Source organism: Sphingomonas sp. HMP9 (assembly GCF_013374115.1).
GTDB lineage: Bacteria > Pseudomonadota > Alphaproteobacteria > Sphingomonadales > Sphingomonadaceae > Sphingomonas.
This window is the reverse complement of record NZ_AP022673.1, coordinates 3,701,228-3,717,896: the sequence shown is the minus strand read 5'-3', so window position 1 is coordinate 3,717,896 and position 16,669 is coordinate 3,701,228. Positions and strand designations below refer to the sequence as shown.

Sequence of the window (16,669 nt, the reverse complement as noted above, 5' to 3'; positions counted from 1 at the left end):
CGTTGAACGTCGACCTTTTCGACTTCGACCTGCCGACCGACAACATCGCGCTCCGCCCCGCGGCGCCGCGCGATGCTGCACGGATGCTGGTGCTCGAAGGTGACGCCACGCGCGATGCGGGTGTCGCGGACCTGCCGTCGTCGCTACGGCGCGGCGACATGCTCGTGTTCAACGATACGCGCGTTATACCAGCGCAGCTCGACGGGCGGCGCGGCGATGCGAAGATCGGCGCGACGCTGCACAAGCGCGAGGGGCCGCGACGGTGGCGTGCGTTCATCCGCAACGCGCGGCGACTGCGCGACGGTGACGTCATCGAGTTCGGTAACGGCGTCAGCGCAGCGGCAGTCGATCGCGAGGATGACGGCAGCTACGCGCTAGTGTTCGCGGGCGACGAGCCGGTCGAGCTGCTGCTGGAACGCGCGGGCCACATGCCCCTGCCCCCCTATATCGCCGGCAAGCGCCCGACCGACGAACGCGATGCGGATGATTACCAGACGATGTTCGCGTCCGAGCCAGGCGCGGTTGCGGCTCCTACGGCAGCGCTGCATTTCACGCCGAAGCTGATGGCTGCGCTAGATACGGCCGGGATCGGTCATGCGACGCTGACGCTCCATGTCGGTGCGGGGACGTTCCTGCCGGTAAAGGCGACCGACACGACCGAGCACCGGATGCACGCCGAGTGGGGCCGGATCGATGCAGCGACCGCGGATCGCCTCAACGCAGTGCGCGCCGCCGGTGGTCGAGTGATTGCTGTCGGTACGACGTCGCTGCGGCTGATCGAGAGTGCGACCGGCGAGGACGACGTGATCCGTCCGTTTGACGGCGACACCGCGATCTTCATCACGCCCGGCTACCGGTTTCGCGGAATCGACGGGTTGATGACCAATTTCCATCTACCGCGCTCGACCTTGTTCATGCTCGTCTCCGCGCTGATGGGGCGCGAGCGGATGCAAGCGGCATATGCGCATGCGGTCGCTGGAAAGTATCGCTTCTACAGCTATGGCGACGCCTCGCTTCTGCTGCCATGACAGGCAGCATGCTGCTCGCACTCGCTATGCTCCAGGCCATCACCGCCGCGCCGCCGCCCGCGGGCACGCCGCAGCCGCCCGCGACGATCTTCGCCGAGCCGGCCGCGCTGTTCATCGCGGCGTGCGACGCCAACGGCGATGGGCGCGTGACGCAGGTCGAGCTGACCCCGTGCGTCGCGCGCAGTTACGCAAGCGCCGAGGGTGCGGCGACCGGGTCGATCGGGTACATCGCCTTTGCCGACTGGGCGCAATCATGGCTAGGTGATCGCAACGCATTGCCGAGCCCGTTCGAGGTCGATCGAGACGGCGACAACCGGATCACGCTACCCGAACTTCAGACGCGGTTCGCGCAGTTCTTCGCGCGGTTCGACCGCGACAAGGACGGCGTGCTGACCCGCACCGAACTCATCACCATCCGCGGCGCGCCGGCCGGCGATCGCTACGGCATCCGCAAGAAGCGTTGATCTATGACTAGCATGCCGACCAACCGCCCCCGCTTTGACTTCACCATATCCGCCACCGACGGCAAGGCGCGCACCGGTGTCATCGCGATGCAGCGTGGCGACATCCGCACGCCCGCCTTCATGCCGGTCGGCACAGCGGCGACCGTCAAGGGGATGAAGCCCGCCGACGTCGTGGGCGCGGGCGCAGACATCATCCTCGGCAACACCTATCATCTGATGCTGCGGCCCGGTGCGGAACGGGTCGCACGGCTTGGCGGGCTGCACGCATTCTCCGGCTGGTCGAAGCCGATCCTGACCGATTCCGGCGGCTATCAGGTGATGAGTCTCGCAGACCTGACCAAGCGGTCCGAAGAGGGTGTGTCGTTCAAGTCGCATCTCGACGGGACGCGGCACCTGCTGAGTCCCGAGCGATCTATCGAGATCCAGCGGCTGCTGGGTTCAAACATCGTCATGGCGTTCGACGAGCTCGTGCCGACGACCTCAACGCGCGACGTGCAGGCGGCGGCGATGGAGCGATCGATGCGCTGGGCGAAGCGGTCGCGCGCGGCGTTCGACGCGGGCGAGGCGCATGCCGAGAACAACGCGATCTTCGGCATCCAGCAGGGGGCACTGAACGAGGGCTTCCGGAAGTCGTCGGCGGATGCGCTGATCGATATCGGCTTCGATGGCTATGCGGTCGGTGGGCTCGCGGTCGGCGAGGGCCAGGAGGCGATGTTCGGCTGCCTCGACTTCGCGCCAGACCAGTTGCCGGTCGAAAAGCCGCGCTATCTGATGGGGGTGGGCAAGCCCGACGACATCGTCGGCGCAGTCGAGCGCGGGATCGACATGTTCGATTGCGTGATGCCGACGCGCTCAGGGCGGACCGGCCAGGCCTTCACGCGGACCGGCCCGATCAACATCCGCAATGCGAAGTTCGCCGAGGATATGGGGCCACTCGACCCCGCCTGCCCATGCCCGGTCTGCGCGACCTGGGGCCGGGCGTATCTGCATCACCTCGTCCGATCGGGCGAAATGCTTGGCGCAATGCTCATGACGGAGCATAACATCTGGTTCTACGAAACGCTGATGGCGGATCTGCGGGCGGCGATCGCCTCGGGCACGCTGACGCAGTTCGCGAATGATTTCCGCGCGATGTATGCCCGGAAGAGTGAAGGAGAACCCAAGTGACCATCAAGATCGACAGCGACACGCCGAACGAGATCCTCGCCGCCGCGAAGGAAGCCAAGCTGCAGGCCGAAGCCGCCGCGCACAACGCCGCCGAAAAGGCCAAGAGCTGGCCGCTTGCGAAGATCGGACTGGGCGTCGGCATCGGCTCGGCGGCGATCGCGGGCGCCGTGCTGTTCGCGAACCGCAACAAGTAAGGACCTCGATGCGCCTCCTCCGCTCCGCTCTGCTGCTCACTGCAGCATGTCTTCCCGTAGCGGCGGTGGCGCAGACCGCACCTGCCCCCACGCAGGGGGCCTCGCAGGTAGGCGTCAAGCCGATCGCCTATACCGAGCGCACCTTGCGCAATGGCCTTCGCGTGTATGCCATCCGTGACACCGGCACGCCGAACGTCTCGGTACAGGTCTGGTACGACGTCGGCTCCAAGGACGATCCCAAGGGCAAGTCCGGGTTCGCGCACATGTTCGAACACCTCATGTTCAAGTCGACGCGCAACCTGGTGTCGGAGCAGATGGACCGGCTGACCGAGGATGTCGGCGGCTATAACAACGCGTCGACCAACGACGACTATACGAATTATTACGAGGTGATCCCGGCTAATCACCTCCAACGACTGCTGTTCGCCGAGGCCGACCGGATGGCGAGCCTCGTCGTCGAGCCGAAGAGCTTCGAGTCGGAGCGCGACGTGGTGAAGGAGGAGCTGCGCCAGAGCACGCTTGCGCGGCCGTACGGAAAGCTTTTCTCGGTCTATTACCCGGCGCTCGCCTATGCCGCGCATCCCTATGCCCGCGGGACGATCGGTAGCCTGGAGAACCTCGAGGCGGCCGGCATCGACGACGTCCGCGCGTTCCATGCGACCTATTATCGGCCGGACAACGCAATTCTGGTGGTAGCGGGGAATTTCGATCCCGCCCAGTTGAACGCGTGGGTCGACCAGTATTTTGCGGGAATCAAGAAGCCGTCTGCCGCTATCCCTCGCGTGACCGTTGCCGAGCCGGCGCGGACGACTGCGGTGACGCGCACCGTGTACGAGCCGAACACGCCGTTGCCGGCAGTGCTGGTCAGTTATCATGTGCCGGCAGATCGGGATGCCGACAGCGCCGCGCTGACGGTACTGAAGGCGGTGCTCGCGACGGGAGAGAGTTCGAGGCTGTACGAGACCGTCGTATACCGCGACCAGCTCGCACAGTCGGCGGAGGCGTTCCTTGATACCAAGCAGGCGACGGGCAACCTGGTCGTCTATGCGATCCTGGCTGGCGGCAAGACTGTGGAGGCGGGCGAAACCGCGTTGAAGCGCGAAGTCGCACGGTTCCGCGATGCGCCGGTGACGGCGGCCGAACTGGCCGAGGCGAAGAACGAGATCTTGACCCAGTCGATTCAGTCGCGGGAGACTGCTGAAGGCAAGGCGAGCACGCTGGCGGCGGCGGTGCTGATCGACGGCGATCCGCAGGCGGCTGACCAGCAGCTGGCGGCGATCTCGCGGGTGACGGCGGCGGATATCCAGCGGGTCGCGCGCAAATATCTGGGCGATAATCAGTCGGCGACGATCCGCTATATGCCGGTTGCGGCAAAGCCTGCCGGCGGTGTCGCCGATACGATCGCAGTTGCGCCGAGCGTGCAGGTAGCCGACCTGAAGGCGCCAGCGAACATAGAGATCGTCACGCCCGCTCCCGAAGGGCAGCGCGTCCAGCCGCCCGCGCCCAGCGCGCCGGTATCGCCGACGATCCCGCAACCCGTCGAAACGCGCCTTGCAAACGGCATGCGGTTGGTGACGGTGGAGCGGCACGACCTGCCGATCGTGACGGCGTATCTGGTGACCGCGGGCGGCGCGGCGACCGATCCCGCGAACCGTGCCGGTGTCAGTAGTCTGTCGGCGGAACTGCTCACCAAGGGCACGAAGACGCGGTCGGCCACGCAGATCGCGCGAGCGGTCGAGGGGCTTGGCGGAGCGATCGGCAGTTCGTCGGGAAGCGATGGCGCATCGGTCGACGTGACCGTGAAGTCCGACCAGCTTGCGCCGGCCATGGCGATCCTTGCCGACGTGGCGATCAACCCGGTCTTCGCGCCAGAAGAGATCGAGCGTGCGCGGACGCAGCAGGTCGATGCGGTGACGCTAGCCCTGAAGGATCCGGCGCAGGTTGCCGGGCTTGTTGCGGACCGGGCGGTGTTGGGCGCGTCGCCTTACGGCGCGCCGACCGGGGGTACGCCGCTGTCGCTGAAGGCGATTACGCGAGCTGACATCACCGCGGCGTATGCCCGCAGCTTCCGGCCGAGTCAGGCGACGCTGATCATGGTCGGCGACGTCACCGCGGCACGGGCAAAGGCGTTGGCGGAGGCGCAGTTCGGCGGGTGGAAGTCGGGCGTCGCCGCAGTTGCCATGGCGCCGCAGGTCACGTACCCGAAGCCGCGCGTGATCGTCGTCGACATGCCGGAGGCGGGTCAGGCGGGTGTCGTGGTTGCAAGGCCCGCGATTGCACGGTCGGACGCGCGCTATTACCCGCTCGCAGTCGGCAACACGGTCCTGGGCGGCGGCTTCTCGTCGCGGTTGAACCAGGAAATCCGGATCAAACGCGGACTCGCATACGGTGCGGGCAGCGGCCTGGATGCGGGGAAGACCCAGGGCACCGTCGCGGCGCGGACGCAGACCAAGAATCCGACGGCGGCTGAAGTGGTAACGCTGATCGCCGCCGAGATGACGCGGATGGGTGCGTCCCTCGTGCCTGCCGCAGAACTCGACACGCGCAAAGCCGTGCTTGTCGGCAATTTCGGACGCGGGATCGAGACGACGTCCGGCGTCGCCGGAATCCTCGGTGCGTATGTGCAGAACGGCGTGCCGCTGGATGAGCTTCAGCGATACACCGGGGCGGTGGGCGCCGTCGATCCCGCGGCCGTGCAGGCAGCGGCGACCGCGCTGCTCGACCCTAACGCAGCGAGCATTGTCGTGGTCGGTGATGCCAAGCAGTTCATCGGGCCGCTGCGCAAGGCCTATCCAAACGTTGAGGTCATCCCCGAAGCCGCACTAAAGCTCGACACCGCAACCTTACGGTAAACCCTGGTCGTTACGATGACCGCTCGTCCCGCGCTGGGACGAGTGGAATCCGTGCGCGATCGGTCCGGGCCAATCGGCTATGCCGGGCGTTGGGCATGCTTGGCAGGGCAGGTACGAGGAAAGCGGTTGCGCGTTCGGTTGCAGACGGTTCGGTTGATGAAGCGCATTTGGGCGGCGATGGTCGTCATGGTGCTGGTCGTCGGCGCCGGTATCTCGGCACACGCCGCACTCCGCGCGATGTCGGCGCGTAGCGCGGCCAAGGACCGGGCGAACGCCGCAATTGCGGTACGGGTATCCGCCCCTTCTCCCGCGCTCCCCAGTCAGGAGATCGCCGCGCCCGCGGCCGGGGTTACGGGCACCATCGACCTCCCCGACCTGCCGATCCCGGCGGGCGCTACACTTGACGCGGGCATCGTCCCTGCGCGGCCGTTCTCAATGGCTGGCGTGTCGGCGCTGGACCGCGACCGTGCGCTGCAATGCCTCACGGCGGCGATCTACTATGAAGCGGCATCGGAACCCGATGCGGGCCAACAGGCCGTTGCCCAGGTGATTCTCAACCGTGCCCGACATCCAGCCTTTCCGGCGACCGTGTGCGGCGTGGTGTACCAAGGCTCCGAACATGCCGGCTGCCAGTTCAGCTTCGCCTGCGACGGTGCCATGATGCGGGTGCCGGCGCGCGCCGCGTGGATCCGTGCGGCACGGGCGGGCGGCATGGCGCTGGCTGGCTATGTCTATGCGCCGGTAGGGTTGGCGACGCATTATCATACCTATGCGGTGACGCCGGCGTGGAACCGGAGCATGGTGATGACCGACGTCGTCGGCGCGCATTTCTTCCATCGGTGGAAGGGATATTGGGGCACGTCGGCAGCAGTCAACCAGCGTTATGCTGGCGGCGAACCGGTTCCGGGGCCGCATAGGGCGGTGGCACTGACCGCACCGCCGACGCCGCAGATGATCGCGGCTGCCACGGCTGGAGCGGTTGCTGTTCCGGTGCCGACTACGGCGGGGGTCGCCTTGGCGCAGGCTAAGCCCGTTGTTTCGGTAGCACCGGCGCCGGCGGCGGCCGACATGCCGCCGCCGGAGTCGCAGATCCTCGACCGGTGGAAGGACTCGGGCAAACCGCTGAAGTAGCGGTCGAAGTACTACGTTTTCCGCGTCTGAGTGCGACAGTAACTCATCGTGGGACACAAAAGAGCCCGGCTGCATTGCTGTAGCCAGGCTCTTTCGATCTGAATCGGAATGCGGAGATCCGGCCTATTCGGCGGGGACCATCGACGGGGTGCCGATCATCATACGCTCGCCGCCGGGAGGCGCAGCTTCGCGGGCAGCGCGGAGAATTTGGGTGCGTTCGGCGCGCGATGCCATGTCGTCCCAAGCCTTTTCGGCGCGGCGGCAGCGATCACGAACATTGTCGAGGAGGGCGGCATCGCCGTTGCGACGCTCTTCTTCCGCACGGGCCCGGTAAAATTCTGGATTATCGGCCATGCTGGTGCGCTCCTGCGGAAACTGGAAGGGGGTGGTGCGGCGATCCGAGGACCGCCGCACCGCAACCGAGATCAGACTGGCGACATCACATCGCCAGTACGATCAATCGGCTGGCTGGAGGTTCACGGCCGACTGCTTGCCACGCTTGTCGGGCTCGAGCTCGTAGGTGACGCGCTGGTTCTGGTTCAGCGTCGGCATGCCGGCGCGCTCAACCGCGGTGATGTGCACGAATGCATCGTTGCCGCCGCCATCCGGCGCGATGAAGCCATAGCCCTTGTCGGCGTTGAAAAACTTGACGGTTCCGGTGATAGCCATGAGATGGCTCCTTCTTAGTAGAGAGTAACCCGACGTTCGGGTGACCCGTGCCGCGGAGCAGGGAAAGAAGGAGAAAGGTGCCGCAAAGCGCCAAGAACCGTCGATATGCGACTGTAGCTGATCGCTATATGGGCCAAGATCGCCGGAATTGCAAATCTTGCCGGTAAAATGGGTCAAGAACTGCCCCGATTTACGCAATAATATTTTTTGCGCCCACCACGGTATGCCGCCAGGATTTAAAACGACCGGCGCCGATATTTCGGCGCCGGTCGAGGAATTTACCGGCAGCGGGTCTCGTTGCTGGAGCGATCGATCGCACGACCGGCGAGTGCACCGCCAGCGGCGCCGAGCACGGTTCCGAGCAAGCCCGAACCGCCGGGGGCGATGACGTTGCCGAGCACGCCGCCCGCAACTCCGCCGACGATCAGCCCGGTGGTGCCGTCGTTGCGGCGGCAATAGTAACGGCCGTCATTGCCACGATAGACGCGGTCGTTGCGCGACAGGCGACGCTCGCGGTAGCGACGGTCGTCGCGATAATAGCGGCCGGCATCATAGCCACCATAAGCGGGATCGACCCGGTTATAGTCGTAGGAGCGATAGCGCGGGTCGACGCCGTAGCGGCTGCCGCCGTCGCCGACGCAACCGGCAACCAAGGTGGAGGCGGCCAACAGGCCCAGCATCGCAACGCGCATTTCGAGTCCTTCCAAAGGGTTGATACTGAATACGTAATGATCGGCGCCGACAATTGGTTGCCGACGCCGATCCAGCATCAATCCTTGAGGTTGGCAGGCACGGTGCCGCCGTTCTTGGCGAGCTCCCGCATCACGGCCTTGATCAGCCACATGTTCATCTCCGCGCTGCCGTCCTTGGCGCCGGTATAGCCGAGCTCGGTGGCGAGCTCCTTGCGGTTGTCCAGGCTCGAATCGAGATCGAGCAGCTTCATCAGGTCGACGATCGAGGTGCGCCAGTTGAGATCCGAGCCCTTCTTCGACGCGATACCCGAGAGGACGGCTTCGACATCGACCGCCTGGGCGGGCGCGGCGGGCGCGGCCTGCGGAGTCGGTGCCGCAGACGTCGGAATCGGCGTGGGCTGGGCGGCGGTGGTCTGCGGCGCGGGTGCGGGCGCTGCCTTGGGCGTGCCGAAATGGCCGCCGCCGAGCGGACCCTTCTCACCGAAGATGGCGGACTTGATCTTGCTGAAGATGCTCATGGAAATTCCTGTCGTCTAAGAGTGTGACGGCGGGAGAACGCCCGATTGGGGAATTGGGTGCAGCGTCAGGAGGCCGTGGCGATGAACCGTCCGCCTGCAGCGTCGGCTGTCCGGGTCCGGGTTCGGGCTCGGCGATCGGCGGGGGCACCTGAAGCGGATCGAACGTTCCGGCGAGCCTGGCGACGCGGTCCGCATCGGTCATGCCCGCCGCCGCGACGCTCGCCTCGTCGATGAGCCCGCAGTCGATCGCATAGCCGACGAACCACAAGTCGCGGTCCGCGCCCTCGGACACGACGCGCTCGGCGATCTCGCGCTCGCGCGGGGCTTCGAGGATGATCGCCTCGTCGTCCGAACATTCGCGGCTATAGTCATCGTCCCCGAACACACCGTCTTCGGTGCCGAAATACTCAGGTGGCGGGGGAAAGCGGGTGCGCCAGCCCTCCGCGATGTGATCGTACCAGACCGGGCAATCGGGATCGCGGCCGTCCTGCAAATCCGAGTGAAGTATAGAAAGTGCAGACGCTGGTGCGGTTTCTGTATCGGGGTCGAAGCCGGGGGCGGATGCGGGTTCGGGTGCCGATCGGGGCGCGTATTCCGGCGCGGGTGCGGGGGCCAGACGGAGCAGGCCGGCAGCCTCGGCGCGCGACCATTGCTCCGCGGTCCAGTCGGCGCGGGCGGCGGGATCGAGATCGGCGATGTCGATCCCGGAGGCGACGCCGGCGGCACTGCGCAACCAACGGTCCGCGCGGGCGAGCGCGAGGATCGGCGCCATCGCTGCTTCCGCTCCCCCCGGCCCTGCCCCCGTCCCCGGCCCTGCCCCCAACCCCGTCGCGTCGGTTTCGAGCCGTTCGCCGAGGAACAGGCCGGCGCGCGCGGGACCGGCGTCGCGCGCGATGATGTCGAGAAAGGCGTCGAATTCGGCGGCGACCATGCGGGTGGCGGCGTTGGCGGTTTCCGCGGTGTCGGCGTGGCGATCGAGCCGGTTGAGTAGCGACATGGCGAGGCGGTTGTCATAGCGGTGGCGCTCGATCACTGCGCCATCGGGCCTCGTGACGCGCTCGGTCTGGCCGGCGATCGCGCGGAGGAATAGCGTTTCGGCGACGATCGGCCGCGCGACCAGCTTGGCCGCATCCCAGCCGAGCGCGAACGCCGCCCCCACCGCGCGGCGGCGGAGCGAGTAGGCCGCGCCGGGCGAGAGTCCGACGCTGGTGCTGGCCTCGTCGACGGTGGCGCCTTCGGCGATGCGTTCGAGGAAGCCGCGCTGGCGATCGGGCGTCCAGCCGTCGCTGCGTTGCGTGTAGCGGGCGGGCGTGGCCGGGGCGTAGTCGTGCGGGGGCGCGGCTTCTTGCGGGGCGTTTTCGGGATGGGCGGCGGTTTGCGGGGGCGCGGGGGTGGCGTGCGGGGGCGCGTCGCTGGCGGCGAGGGGTGCGAGGGGGGCGGTCACTTGCGCAGGCGCCGGAAGAGCGCGGTCGAGGAATCGCGGTTGGCGGCGATCTCGGGCGAGACCGGGATGCGGTTGCCGATCCGACCCGCGTCGACATGCGCCATCCAGGCGAGGACGTGGCGGATCTCATCGGCGACGTGATCGGGGATCGGTCGTTCGGGCGCGCGTGGGGGTGTCGGTGGCGGCGCTGGCTGGAGCGTCGGCGGGGGTGGCGGCGCAGGGATCGGCGGCGCGGTTTGCGCGCGGGGCGGCTGCGGGTCGGCCGGAGTGGGTGCGTTCGCCATGATCGATCCTCCTGCTGTGCGAAGAGGACCGATCAGATATGCCGGGTCGGGGTGTGTAGGACAGCGGTTTTTAACGGGGTGGCCGCTTTCTGATCCTCCCCAGCCAGGCGGAGGTGGCGCCGCAGGCGTCGGAGGGGGCGGACACGCAACGCTGCGGTTTGCTCCCTCTGGTTCCCCCGCGAAGGCGGGGACCCAGGCGCCACGATCGTCGTCCTGCTTGATCCTGGGCTCCCGCCTTCGCGGGAGAACAGGTAGCCGTAGGAGGAGACGCTGCGTGGACCGGCTAGCTCAACCGAGCGTCGAGCCGCGATCGGCCGCGAACGACGGCGCGGGGCCGGTGGCGGGGCGGAGCGACTCGCGTTCGGCCTTTGTCGGGACGGCGGTGGGATCGGGGCGGAAAGCCTCGGGTGCGCGGTCGTCCGCACCGGGGCGGGGCTTGTCGAGCGCGAGATCGGGCGCGGCATGCTCGGCGGGGTTCTTCCTGGAGCGCAGGAAGACCGCGAGCAACGCCCCGCCAAGCCCGATCGCCGCGGCGCCGAGCGAGAGCGCGGAGAGGCCGAACGTCTTGGGCTTGGGCTTCCGGGTATGCTGGTCGGGGTGGCGATGGTCGAATTTGGGCATGGGGTGCGTCCGGTGTTGTTGGTTCGTGAGGTTCAACGGGTCGGGGCGCTGGGGTGTTCCGGGTAAGGCGCGTTCGAAGTCGATCAGATTGCCGTTGTCCCTTCCCTAACCAAACCCCACCGTCAGCTTGACGCTGCGATTAACGTAGTTACATAAAGGGTGGATGTGGAGATCAGCTTCGATCCCGTGAAACGCGACTGGACGATGGCGGAGCGACAGCTCGATTTTGCCGACGCCGAACGGGTGTTCGCCGGGACGACGCTGACGCAGGAAGACGATCGGGACGTGTATCCGGAGCCGCGCTTCCAGACCTATGGCCGGCTCGACGGGCGGATCGTGCTGGTGGTGTGGACGCCGACCGACGCGGGTGTCCGCGTGATTTCGATGAGGAACTGTCATGACAAGGAAAGCCGCCGCATCGCCCCCCGTCTTGGATGACCCCATTTTCCCTGACGAGGATACGCCGGAATGGACCGATGATCAGGTCGACCGGGCAGAGTTGGCAGTCGGCGGGAAGGTTTTGCGTCCTGCGAACGGAACGCTGACGCGGGCCGGGCGGCCGCCGTTGGGGGATGCGGCGAAGCAGCAGGTGACGTTGCGGCTCGATCCGGACGTGCTGGCGAAGTTTCGCGAGGGAGGGCCGGGGTGGCAGGGGCGGATCAATGCGGCGTTGCGGGCGGCGGTGGGGCTTCAGGGGTAACGCTGGCGGGCGTGGAGGATGGCGAGGATCTCGATCGTCTCGGCGACCCGGTAGACCAGCAGGTAGTTCGGATGGACCACCGCCTCGCGGGTTCCGGCCAGTCTTCCGGAGCGGTAGATGTAAGGATGATCGGGCAGGTTCTCCGCCGCATGCACAATCGCGGCGTTCAGCCGCTCCGCGGCCGCGAAGTTCCGCGCGCCAATATAGTCGAGAATGTTCAGTAGGTCGCTTGCCGCATCGTCCGTCCAGACGAGCGGCAGCGTCAACGCGGCTTGTATTTGTCGAGGATATCCTGCGCCATTGCCATCACTTCAGCGTGTGGAATGCTGGGTGCATCCGACGTCATCGCACGCTCGACCTTGGCGCGGAACCACGCGTCGTACGCGGCGGCATCCTCACTGGTCGCGAACTCCGACTCGATGGGGTTTAGCTCCGACATATACTAGAGCGTACCTGTTGGAGCTTACATATGGAAGCGCGGCCAATCGCCCGCCTGAATATGGGGCAGTCCAGATGTATCGAAAGGGGACGCCAATTTTAGCGCTCTCGAAAGTAGATTGCTAGACCATGGTATGTTCGCCGCTATAGATGAGGTCTGACTGCGAGGACATTCTATGGCCCTGGATCGAGTTCATCTACGCAAGCTTCTTAAGTTATTTCTTATGAAAGATAGTGTCCGATCCACAGCAATCCGGGCGGACGCCCAAGCGACAATGAAAAAACGCGACGAGGGGTCGTCCCCTGGTGGTGATTTTCATGTGCCTTTTTGGAGTGACGCGAAGGCCCATGCTGCTGGCGGACGAGACCTACGCGAGGCCACCACAGAGCAAGTTGACAAAAATTGGCGACGAGAGAAGCTCTATCCAAAACTTGCCGAGGGATTTCTGGCATGGTGGAATGAAAAGCGACGCTGGATCAACGAAGCAATAAGTACACTCCCAAAGGCAATAAAATCTAGCTTTGGCTTTGTAGATATCGACGGTGTCGTAAAAGTCGAGAACCTGCTGTCTTTACGCTTGGGTGAAGACAGATTCCGCTATGTCTATCCCTACTTCGCGGAGAAGCCCCTACTTACACCAGAGGCAGCGCGCTTGGGACTATGGCTTATGAGCCAAGCTCTGCCGGATTACGACATTACCGATATGAGAATATTGGACGTTCTACGTGGCGAAGCCTATTCCGTCGATAAATTTCCATTGATTGGTAACGAAGAGGAGATTTTTCGATTGCGTTACCGAAGCATATTACGGGAATGGCGGGAGCATTTTTCTTAGTTTTTTGCACCAAATAGACGATATAAGCCAGAACCGACAAAATTATCGGCCAACATTCAAAGTTTTTAATTTATAGCAAGAACTGAATAGCTTGCAATTGACCCACTCGCTTGGGCATGCCTTTGGATTCGGCGAGCTTTCGCATCAACCTTTTCTTATCTGATCGACGTCCCGAGCAAGTGCTGTCTACAAATCTGCACACCTGATCCATCGTTATAATCTCGCTCAACTTGCCCAAGCTGGCAGCTTGTGAGTAGGGATCGCATTTCTCACACCAGAGCATAACACTTTCTGCATTACCAGCGTAAGCCGTCATAAGTTTTGCTTCGTGACTACATCTGAAACATTTCTCAACAAACGGTTTCGAATTTAGACTGCGACTATGACGAGAGAATTCCTTCGTAAGCTTCGAATCGGGATTTCTAGCGACAAAAAACTGAACCCAGTCGGGCTCTTTAAGGAAGAGCTCCTGTGTACTCAGGCCAGCCTTTACTCCCGACTGAACGATCAACGCAGCCTCCTATTCCGCGGCGAGCTTCACGCCTAAGTCCTCTTAACTAACAAGGGTGCGAGGTACTTGCCAGTGAAACTGCCCTTGGCCTTTGCCACCTTCTCCGGTGTGCCTTCGGCGACGATCTCGCCGCCCTTGACGCCGCCTTCCGGCCCTAGATCCAGCACCCAGTCGGCGGTCTTGATGACGTCGAGATTGTGTTCGATCACGACGACCGTGTTGCCTTGCTCGACCAGCGCGTGGAGGACTTCGAGCAACTTGCGGACGTCCTCGAAATGGAGGCCGGTGGTGGGTTCGTCGAGGATATACAGCGTGTTGCCGGTGGCGCGGCGGGAGAGTTCCTTGGCGAGCTTGACGCGTTGCGCTTCGCCGCCCGAGAGCGTCGTCGCCTGCTGGCCGACCTTGACATAGCCCAGGCCCACCTCGACCAGCATCGCCATCTTGTCGCGGATCGGGGGGACCGCCTTGAAGAACTCGGCAGCGTCCTCGACCGTCATGTCGAGCACGTCGGCGATGCTGTGGCCCTTGAACTTCACCTCGAGCGTCTCGCGATTGTAGCGCGCGCCGTGGCAGACGTCGCACTGCACATAGACGTCGGGGAGGAAGTGCATCTCGATCTTGAGCACGCCGTCGCCCTGGCACGCCTCGCAGCGGCCGCCCTTGACGTTGAAGCTGAAGCGGCCGGGCTTGTAGCCGCGCGCCTGGCTTTCCGGCAGGCCGGCGAACCAGTCGCGGATCTGCGTGAAGCTGCCGGTGTAGGTGGCGGGGTTGCTGCGCGGGGTGCGGCCGATCGGCGACTGGTCGATGTCGATGACCTTGTCGAGATATTGCAGGCCGGTGATCTTGTCGTGTTTCCCCTGCACGATGCGCGCGCCGTTCAGCTCGCGCGCGGCGGCGGCGTAGAGCGTGTCGATCGTGAAGCTCGACTTGCCCGACCCCGACACGCCGGTGACGCAGGTGAAGGTGCCGAGCGGGATGCTCGCGGTGACGCCCGTCAGATTGTTCGCGGTGGCGTTGTGGACGGTGAGCTTCTTGCCGTTGCCTTTGCGCCGCGTGGCCGGGACGGGCACTTCGCGCGTGCCGTTGAGATAGTCGGCGGTGATGCTGCCCTTTGACTTCAGGATCTGCTTGAGCGTGCCCTGGGCGACGACCTGGCCACCGCGGACGCCCGCGCCGGGGCCCATGTCGATGATATAGTCGGCGGTGCGGATCGCGTCCTCGTCATGCTCGACGACGAGCACGGTGTTGCCGAGATCGCGCAGACGACGCAGCGTTTTCAGCAGCATGTCGTTGTCGCGCTGGTGCAGGCCGATCGACGGCTCGTCGAGGACGTAGAGCACGCCGGAGAGGCCGCTGCCGATCTGTGACGCGAGACGGATGCGCTGGCTTTCGCCGCCGCTGAGCGTGCCCGAGGTGCGGTCGAGGTTGAGATAGTCGAGGCCGACATTGTTGAGGAAGCCGAGGCGTTCGACGATTTCCTTCAGGATGCGTTCGGCGATCGCGTTCTGCTGGTCGCCGAGATGCTGCGGCATGTCGGTGAAGAACTGGAGCGCGTCGACCACCGAGAGATGCGTGGCGTAGGAGATGTCCTTCATCGCGATCTTGACCGCGAGCGCCTCGGGTTTCAGGCGCGCGCCGCCGCAGACCTCGCACGGGGCGGCGGACTGGTATTTGTTCAGCTCCTCGCGCATCCACGCGCTCTCGGTCTGGAGCAGGCGGCGGTTGAGGTTGCCGATGACGCCCTCGAACGGCTTCGACACGTCGTATTTCTTCTTGCCGTCGATGAATGTGAGCGTGACGGGCTTGCCCTTCGAGCCGTGCAGGATGACGTTCCGGACGTCCTCGGGGAGGTCGCCCCAGGGGGTCTCGATGTCGAACTTGTATTCGCGCGCGAGGCTGCCGAGGACCTGCATATAATAGGGCGACGGCGGGTTGGATTTCGCCCAGGGGACGACCGCGCCCTTCTTGATGCTGAGCATGTGGTTGGGGACGACGAGGTCTTCGTCGAACAGCAGCTTCTCGCCGAGGCCGTCGCAGGCCGGGCACGCGCCCTGGGGGGCGTTGAACGAGAACAGGCGCGGCTCGATCTCGGAGATGGTGAAGCCGCTGACCGGGCAGGCGAATTTCTCGCTGAACACGATGCGGCCAGGAGGCGCATTGTCGCCAAGGATCACCGATTTAGGCGTGCGGGGTTCGACAATGCTCCCCTCCCGCTTGCGGGAGGGGTCGGGGGAGGGACTGTCGCCGGGCGCGCCGTCTGCGGACACGCCCTCCCCTAGCCCATCCCGCAAGCGGGAGGGGGATTCGGCGGGGTCGACATAGGCGAGGCCCTCGGCGAGCTTCAGCGCGGTTTCGAAGCTTTCGGCCAGACGCGTGGCGATCTCGCCGCCGACGACGAGGCGGTCGACGACGACCTCGATGTCGTGCTTGTACTTCTTGTCGAGCGCGGGGGCCTCGTCGATGTCGTGGATCATGCCGTCGATGCGGACGCGCGCGAAGCCCGCCTTCTGCCACTCGGCGAGTTCCTTGCGATATTCGCCCTTGCGGCCGCGGACGACGGGGGCGAGCAGGTAGAGCCGCGTGCCCTCGGGGAGCGCCATGACGCGGTCGACCATCTGGCTGACGGTCTGCGCGGCGATCGGTTCGCCGGTCGCGGGGGAATACGGCGTACCGACGCGCGCCCAGAGCAGGCGCATATAGTCGTAGATCTCGGTGACGGTTGCGACGGTCGAGCGCGGGTTGCGCGAGGTCGTCTTCTGCTCGATCGAGATCGCGGGGCTGAGGCCCTCGATATGGTCGACGTCGGGCTTCTGCATCAGTTCGAGGAACTGGCGCGCATAGGCGCTGAGGCTCTCGACGTAGCGGCGCTGGCCCTCGGCGTAGATCGTGTCGAACGCGAGTGAGGACTTGCCCGAGCCCGAAAGCCCGGTGATCACCGTCAGCGTGTCGCGGGGGATGTCGATGTCGACGTCCTTGAGGTTGTGCTCGCGCGCGCCGCGTACGGAAATCTTGGTCAGCATGAGATGAGTTCTACTTCTGTTCTGGGCCAGATGCCAGTGCGGGAGATAGGAATGCGTAGTACGAACCGCCAGCCCGGTTGTGCCCGTCATAGTGCCGGTT

At 65.0% G+C, this 16,669-nt stretch carries 19 protein-coding genes; 9 read left to right on the top strand and 10 right to left on the bottom strand.

Translation table 11 applies throughout. The features are described from left to right. Nucleotides 1–2: 2 nt before the first annotated feature. The 6 genes from queA (at nt 3) to HMP09_RS16800 (ending at nt 6,836) form a co-directional block, all read left to right on the top strand. On the top strand, nt 3–1,028 hold the full coding sequence (queA, locus tag HMP09_RS16825; RefSeq protein WP_176501295.1) for a tRNA preQ1(34) S-adenosylmethionine ribosyltransferase-isomerase QueA: 1,026 nt from the start codon (nt 3–5) through the stop codon (nt 1,026–1,028). Between the two features lie 8 nt (nt 1,029–1,036). Then, on the top strand, nt 1,037–1,492 hold the full coding sequence (locus HMP09_RS16820) for an EF-hand domain-containing protein (RefSeq protein WP_176501294.1): 456 nt from the start codon (nt 1,037–1,039) through the stop codon (nt 1,490–1,492). A gap of 3 nt (nt 1,493–1,495) precedes the next feature. Continuing rightward, on the top strand, nt 1,496–2,659 hold the full coding sequence (tgt, locus tag HMP09_RS16815; RefSeq protein ID WP_232090444.1) for a tRNA guanosine(34) transglycosylase Tgt: 1,164 nt from the start codon (nt 1,496–1,498) through the stop codon (nt 2,657–2,659). After that, nucleotides 2,656–2,853 carry a hypothetical protein gene (locus HMP09_RS16810; protein ID WP_197978314.1) on the top strand — a complete coding sequence of 66 codons (198 nt, stop codon included), beginning with the start codon at nt 2,656–2,658 and terminating at the stop codon, nt 2,851–2,853. Before tgt ends, HMP09_RS16810 begins: the two co-directional genes overlap by 4 nt. 8 nt (nt 2,854–2,861) lie before the next feature. Next, the gene (locus tag HMP09_RS16805; protein WP_176501293.1) at nt 2,862–5,705 is read left to right on the top strand and encodes a M16 family metallopeptidase; all 2,844 of its coding nucleotides are present in this window, start codon (nt 2,862–2,864) and stop codon (nt 5,703–5,705) included. A gap of 156 nt (nt 5,706–5,861) precedes the next feature. Then, entirely contained in the window at nt 5,862–6,836 is a 975-nt protein-coding gene (locus tag HMP09_RS16800) for a cell wall hydrolase (RefSeq protein ID WP_176501292.1), read from the top strand. Nucleotides 6,837–6,959: 123 nt separating this feature from the next. Here HMP09_RS16800 and HMP09_RS16795 read toward each other — a convergent pair whose 3' ends face one another. The 7 genes from HMP09_RS16795 to HMP09_RS16765 all read right to left on the bottom strand — a co-directional run bounded on the left by HMP09_RS16795 (nt 6,960) and on the right by HMP09_RS16765 (nt 11,064). Continuing rightward, nucleotides 6,960–7,190 (bottom strand): hypothetical protein, encoded by a 231-nt coding sequence (locus HMP09_RS16795; RefSeq protein ID WP_176501291.1) that lies wholly within the window; start codon nt 7,188–7,190, stop codon nt 6,960–6,962. 102 nt (nt 7,191–7,292) lie between these two features. Next, nucleotides 7,293–7,505, bottom strand: coding sequence for a cold-shock protein (locus tag HMP09_RS16790; protein WP_031394996.1), 213 nt, complete (start codon nt 7,503–7,505; stop codon nt 7,293–7,295). 278 nt (nt 7,506–7,783) lie between these two features. Continuing rightward, on the bottom strand, nt 7,784–8,197 hold the full coding sequence (locus tag HMP09_RS16785; RefSeq protein ID WP_176501290.1) for a glycine zipper 2TM domain-containing protein: 414 nt from the start codon (nt 8,195–8,197) through the stop codon (nt 7,784–7,786). 77 nt (nt 8,198–8,274) lie between these two features. Next, complete coding sequence (locus HMP09_RS16780) at nt 8,275–8,715, bottom strand: DUF3597 domain-containing protein (RefSeq protein WP_176501289.1); 441 nt, start codon at nt 8,713–8,715, stop codon at nt 8,275–8,277. Further along, on the bottom strand, nt 8,675–10,159 hold the full coding sequence (locus HMP09_RS16775) for a hypothetical protein (RefSeq protein WP_176501288.1): 1,485 nt from the start codon (nt 10,157–10,159) through the stop codon (nt 8,675–8,677). The genes HMP09_RS16780 and HMP09_RS16775 overlap by 41 nt, the downstream gene beginning before the upstream one ends. Beyond that, nucleotides 10,156–10,443: a hypothetical protein gene (locus HMP09_RS16770; protein ID WP_176501287.1), complete on the bottom strand. Its 288-nt coding sequence runs from the start codon at nt 10,441–10,443 to the stop codon at nt 10,156–10,158. The genes HMP09_RS16775 and HMP09_RS16770 overlap by 4 nt, the downstream gene beginning before the upstream one ends. Before the next feature lie 288 nt (nt 10,444–10,731). Further along, entirely contained in the window at nt 10,732–11,064 is a 333-nt protein-coding gene (locus tag HMP09_RS16765) for a hypothetical protein (protein ID WP_176498641.1), read from the bottom strand. 165 nt (nt 11,065–11,229) lie between these two features. Between HMP09_RS16765 and HMP09_RS16760 the strand changes: the two genes are divergently transcribed. Both HMP09_RS16760 and HMP09_RS16755 read left to right on the top strand, forming a co-directional pair. After that, a complete protein-coding gene (locus tag HMP09_RS16760; protein WP_176501286.1) occupies nt 11,230–11,502 on the top strand; it encodes a BrnT family toxin in 273 nt (90 codons plus the stop codon). Next, the gene (locus HMP09_RS16755) at nt 11,495–11,764 is read left to right on the top strand and encodes a BrnA antitoxin family protein (protein ID WP_232090443.1); all 270 of its coding nucleotides are present in this window, start codon (nt 11,495–11,497) and stop codon (nt 11,762–11,764) included. Before HMP09_RS16760 ends, HMP09_RS16755 begins: the two co-directional genes overlap by 8 nt. Here the strand turns inward: HMP09_RS16755 and HMP09_RS16750 are convergent. Together HMP09_RS16750 and relB are read right to left on the bottom strand one after the other, a co-directional pair. Then, nucleotides 11,755–12,030, bottom strand: a complete 276-nt coding sequence (locus tag HMP09_RS16750) for a type II toxin-antitoxin system RelE/ParE family toxin (protein WP_176501284.1) — start codon at nt 12,028–12,030, stop codon at nt 11,755–11,757. The two genes, HMP09_RS16755 and HMP09_RS16750, sit on opposite strands and share 10 nt — an antisense overlap. Beyond that, nucleotides 12,027–12,203, bottom strand: a complete 177-nt coding sequence (gene relB, locus HMP09_RS16745) for a type II toxin-antitoxin system RelB family antitoxin (protein ID WP_176501283.1) — start codon at nt 12,201–12,203, stop codon at nt 12,027–12,029. Before relB ends, HMP09_RS16750 begins: the two co-directional genes overlap by 4 nt. Nucleotides 12,204–12,378: 175 nt before the next feature. Here relB and HMP09_RS16740 point away from each other — a divergent pair, with 175 nt between their 5' ends. Continuing rightward, a complete protein-coding gene (locus HMP09_RS16740; protein ID WP_176501282.1) occupies nt 12,379–13,038 on the top strand; it encodes a hypothetical protein in 660 nt (219 codons plus the stop codon). A gap of 543 nt (nt 13,039–13,581) precedes the next feature. Here HMP09_RS16740 and uvrA read toward each other — a convergent pair. Next, nucleotides 13,582–16,569 carry an excinuclease ABC subunit UvrA gene (gene uvrA, locus HMP09_RS16735; RefSeq protein WP_176501281.1) on the bottom strand — a complete coding sequence of 996 codons (2,988 nt, stop codon included), beginning with the start codon at nt 16,567–16,569 and terminating at the stop codon, nt 13,582–13,584. Nucleotides 16,570–16,669 lie beyond the last annotated feature (100 nt).

Coding starts and splice junctions, on each gene's coding strand:
- HMP09_RS16820 (WP_176501294.1), top strand. CDS start 1,037: ATGCTGCTCGCACTCGCTATGCTCCAGGCCATCACCGCCGCGCCGCCG.
- tgt (WP_232090444.1), top strand. CDS start 1,496: ATGACTAGCATGCCGACCAACCGCCCCCGCTTTGACTTCACCATATCC.
- HMP09_RS16805 (WP_176501293.1), top strand. CDS start 2,862: ATGCGCCTCCTCCGCTCCGCTCTGCTGCTCACTGCAGCATGTCTTCCC.
- HMP09_RS16800 (WP_176501292.1), top strand. CDS start 5,862: ATGAAGCGCATTTGGGCGGCGATGGTCGTCATGGTGCTGGTCGTCGGC.
- HMP09_RS16795 (WP_176501291.1), bottom strand. CDS start 7,190: ATGGCCGATAATCCAGAATTTTACCGGGCCCGTGCGGAAGAAGAGCGT.
- HMP09_RS16790 (WP_031394996.1), bottom strand. CDS start 7,505: ATGGCTATCACCGGAACCGTCAAGTTTTTCAACGCCGACAAGGGCTAT.
- HMP09_RS16785 (WP_176501290.1), bottom strand. CDS start 8,197: ATGCGCGTTGCGATGCTGGGCCTGTTGGCCGCCTCCACCTTGGTTGCC.
- HMP09_RS16780 (WP_176501289.1), bottom strand. CDS start 8,715: ATGAGCATCTTCAGCAAGATCAAGTCCGCCATCTTCGGTGAGAAGGGT.
- HMP09_RS16770 (WP_176501287.1), bottom strand. CDS start 10,443: ATGGCGAACGCACCCACTCCGGCCGACCCGCAGCCGCCCCGCGCGCAA.
- HMP09_RS16765 (WP_176498641.1), bottom strand. CDS start 11,064: ATGCCCAAATTCGACCATCGCCACCCCGACCAGCATACCCGGAAGCCC.
- relB (WP_176501283.1), bottom strand. CDS start 12,203: ATGTCGGAGCTAAACCCCATCGAGTCGGAGTTCGCGACCAGTGAGGAT.
- HMP09_RS16740 (WP_176501282.1), top strand. CDS start 12,379: ATGGCCCTGGATCGAGTTCATCTACGCAAGCTTCTTAAGTTATTTCTT.
- uvrA (WP_176501281.1), bottom strand. CDS start 16,569: ATGCTGACCAAGATTTCCGTACGCGGCGCGCGCGAGCACAACCTCAAG.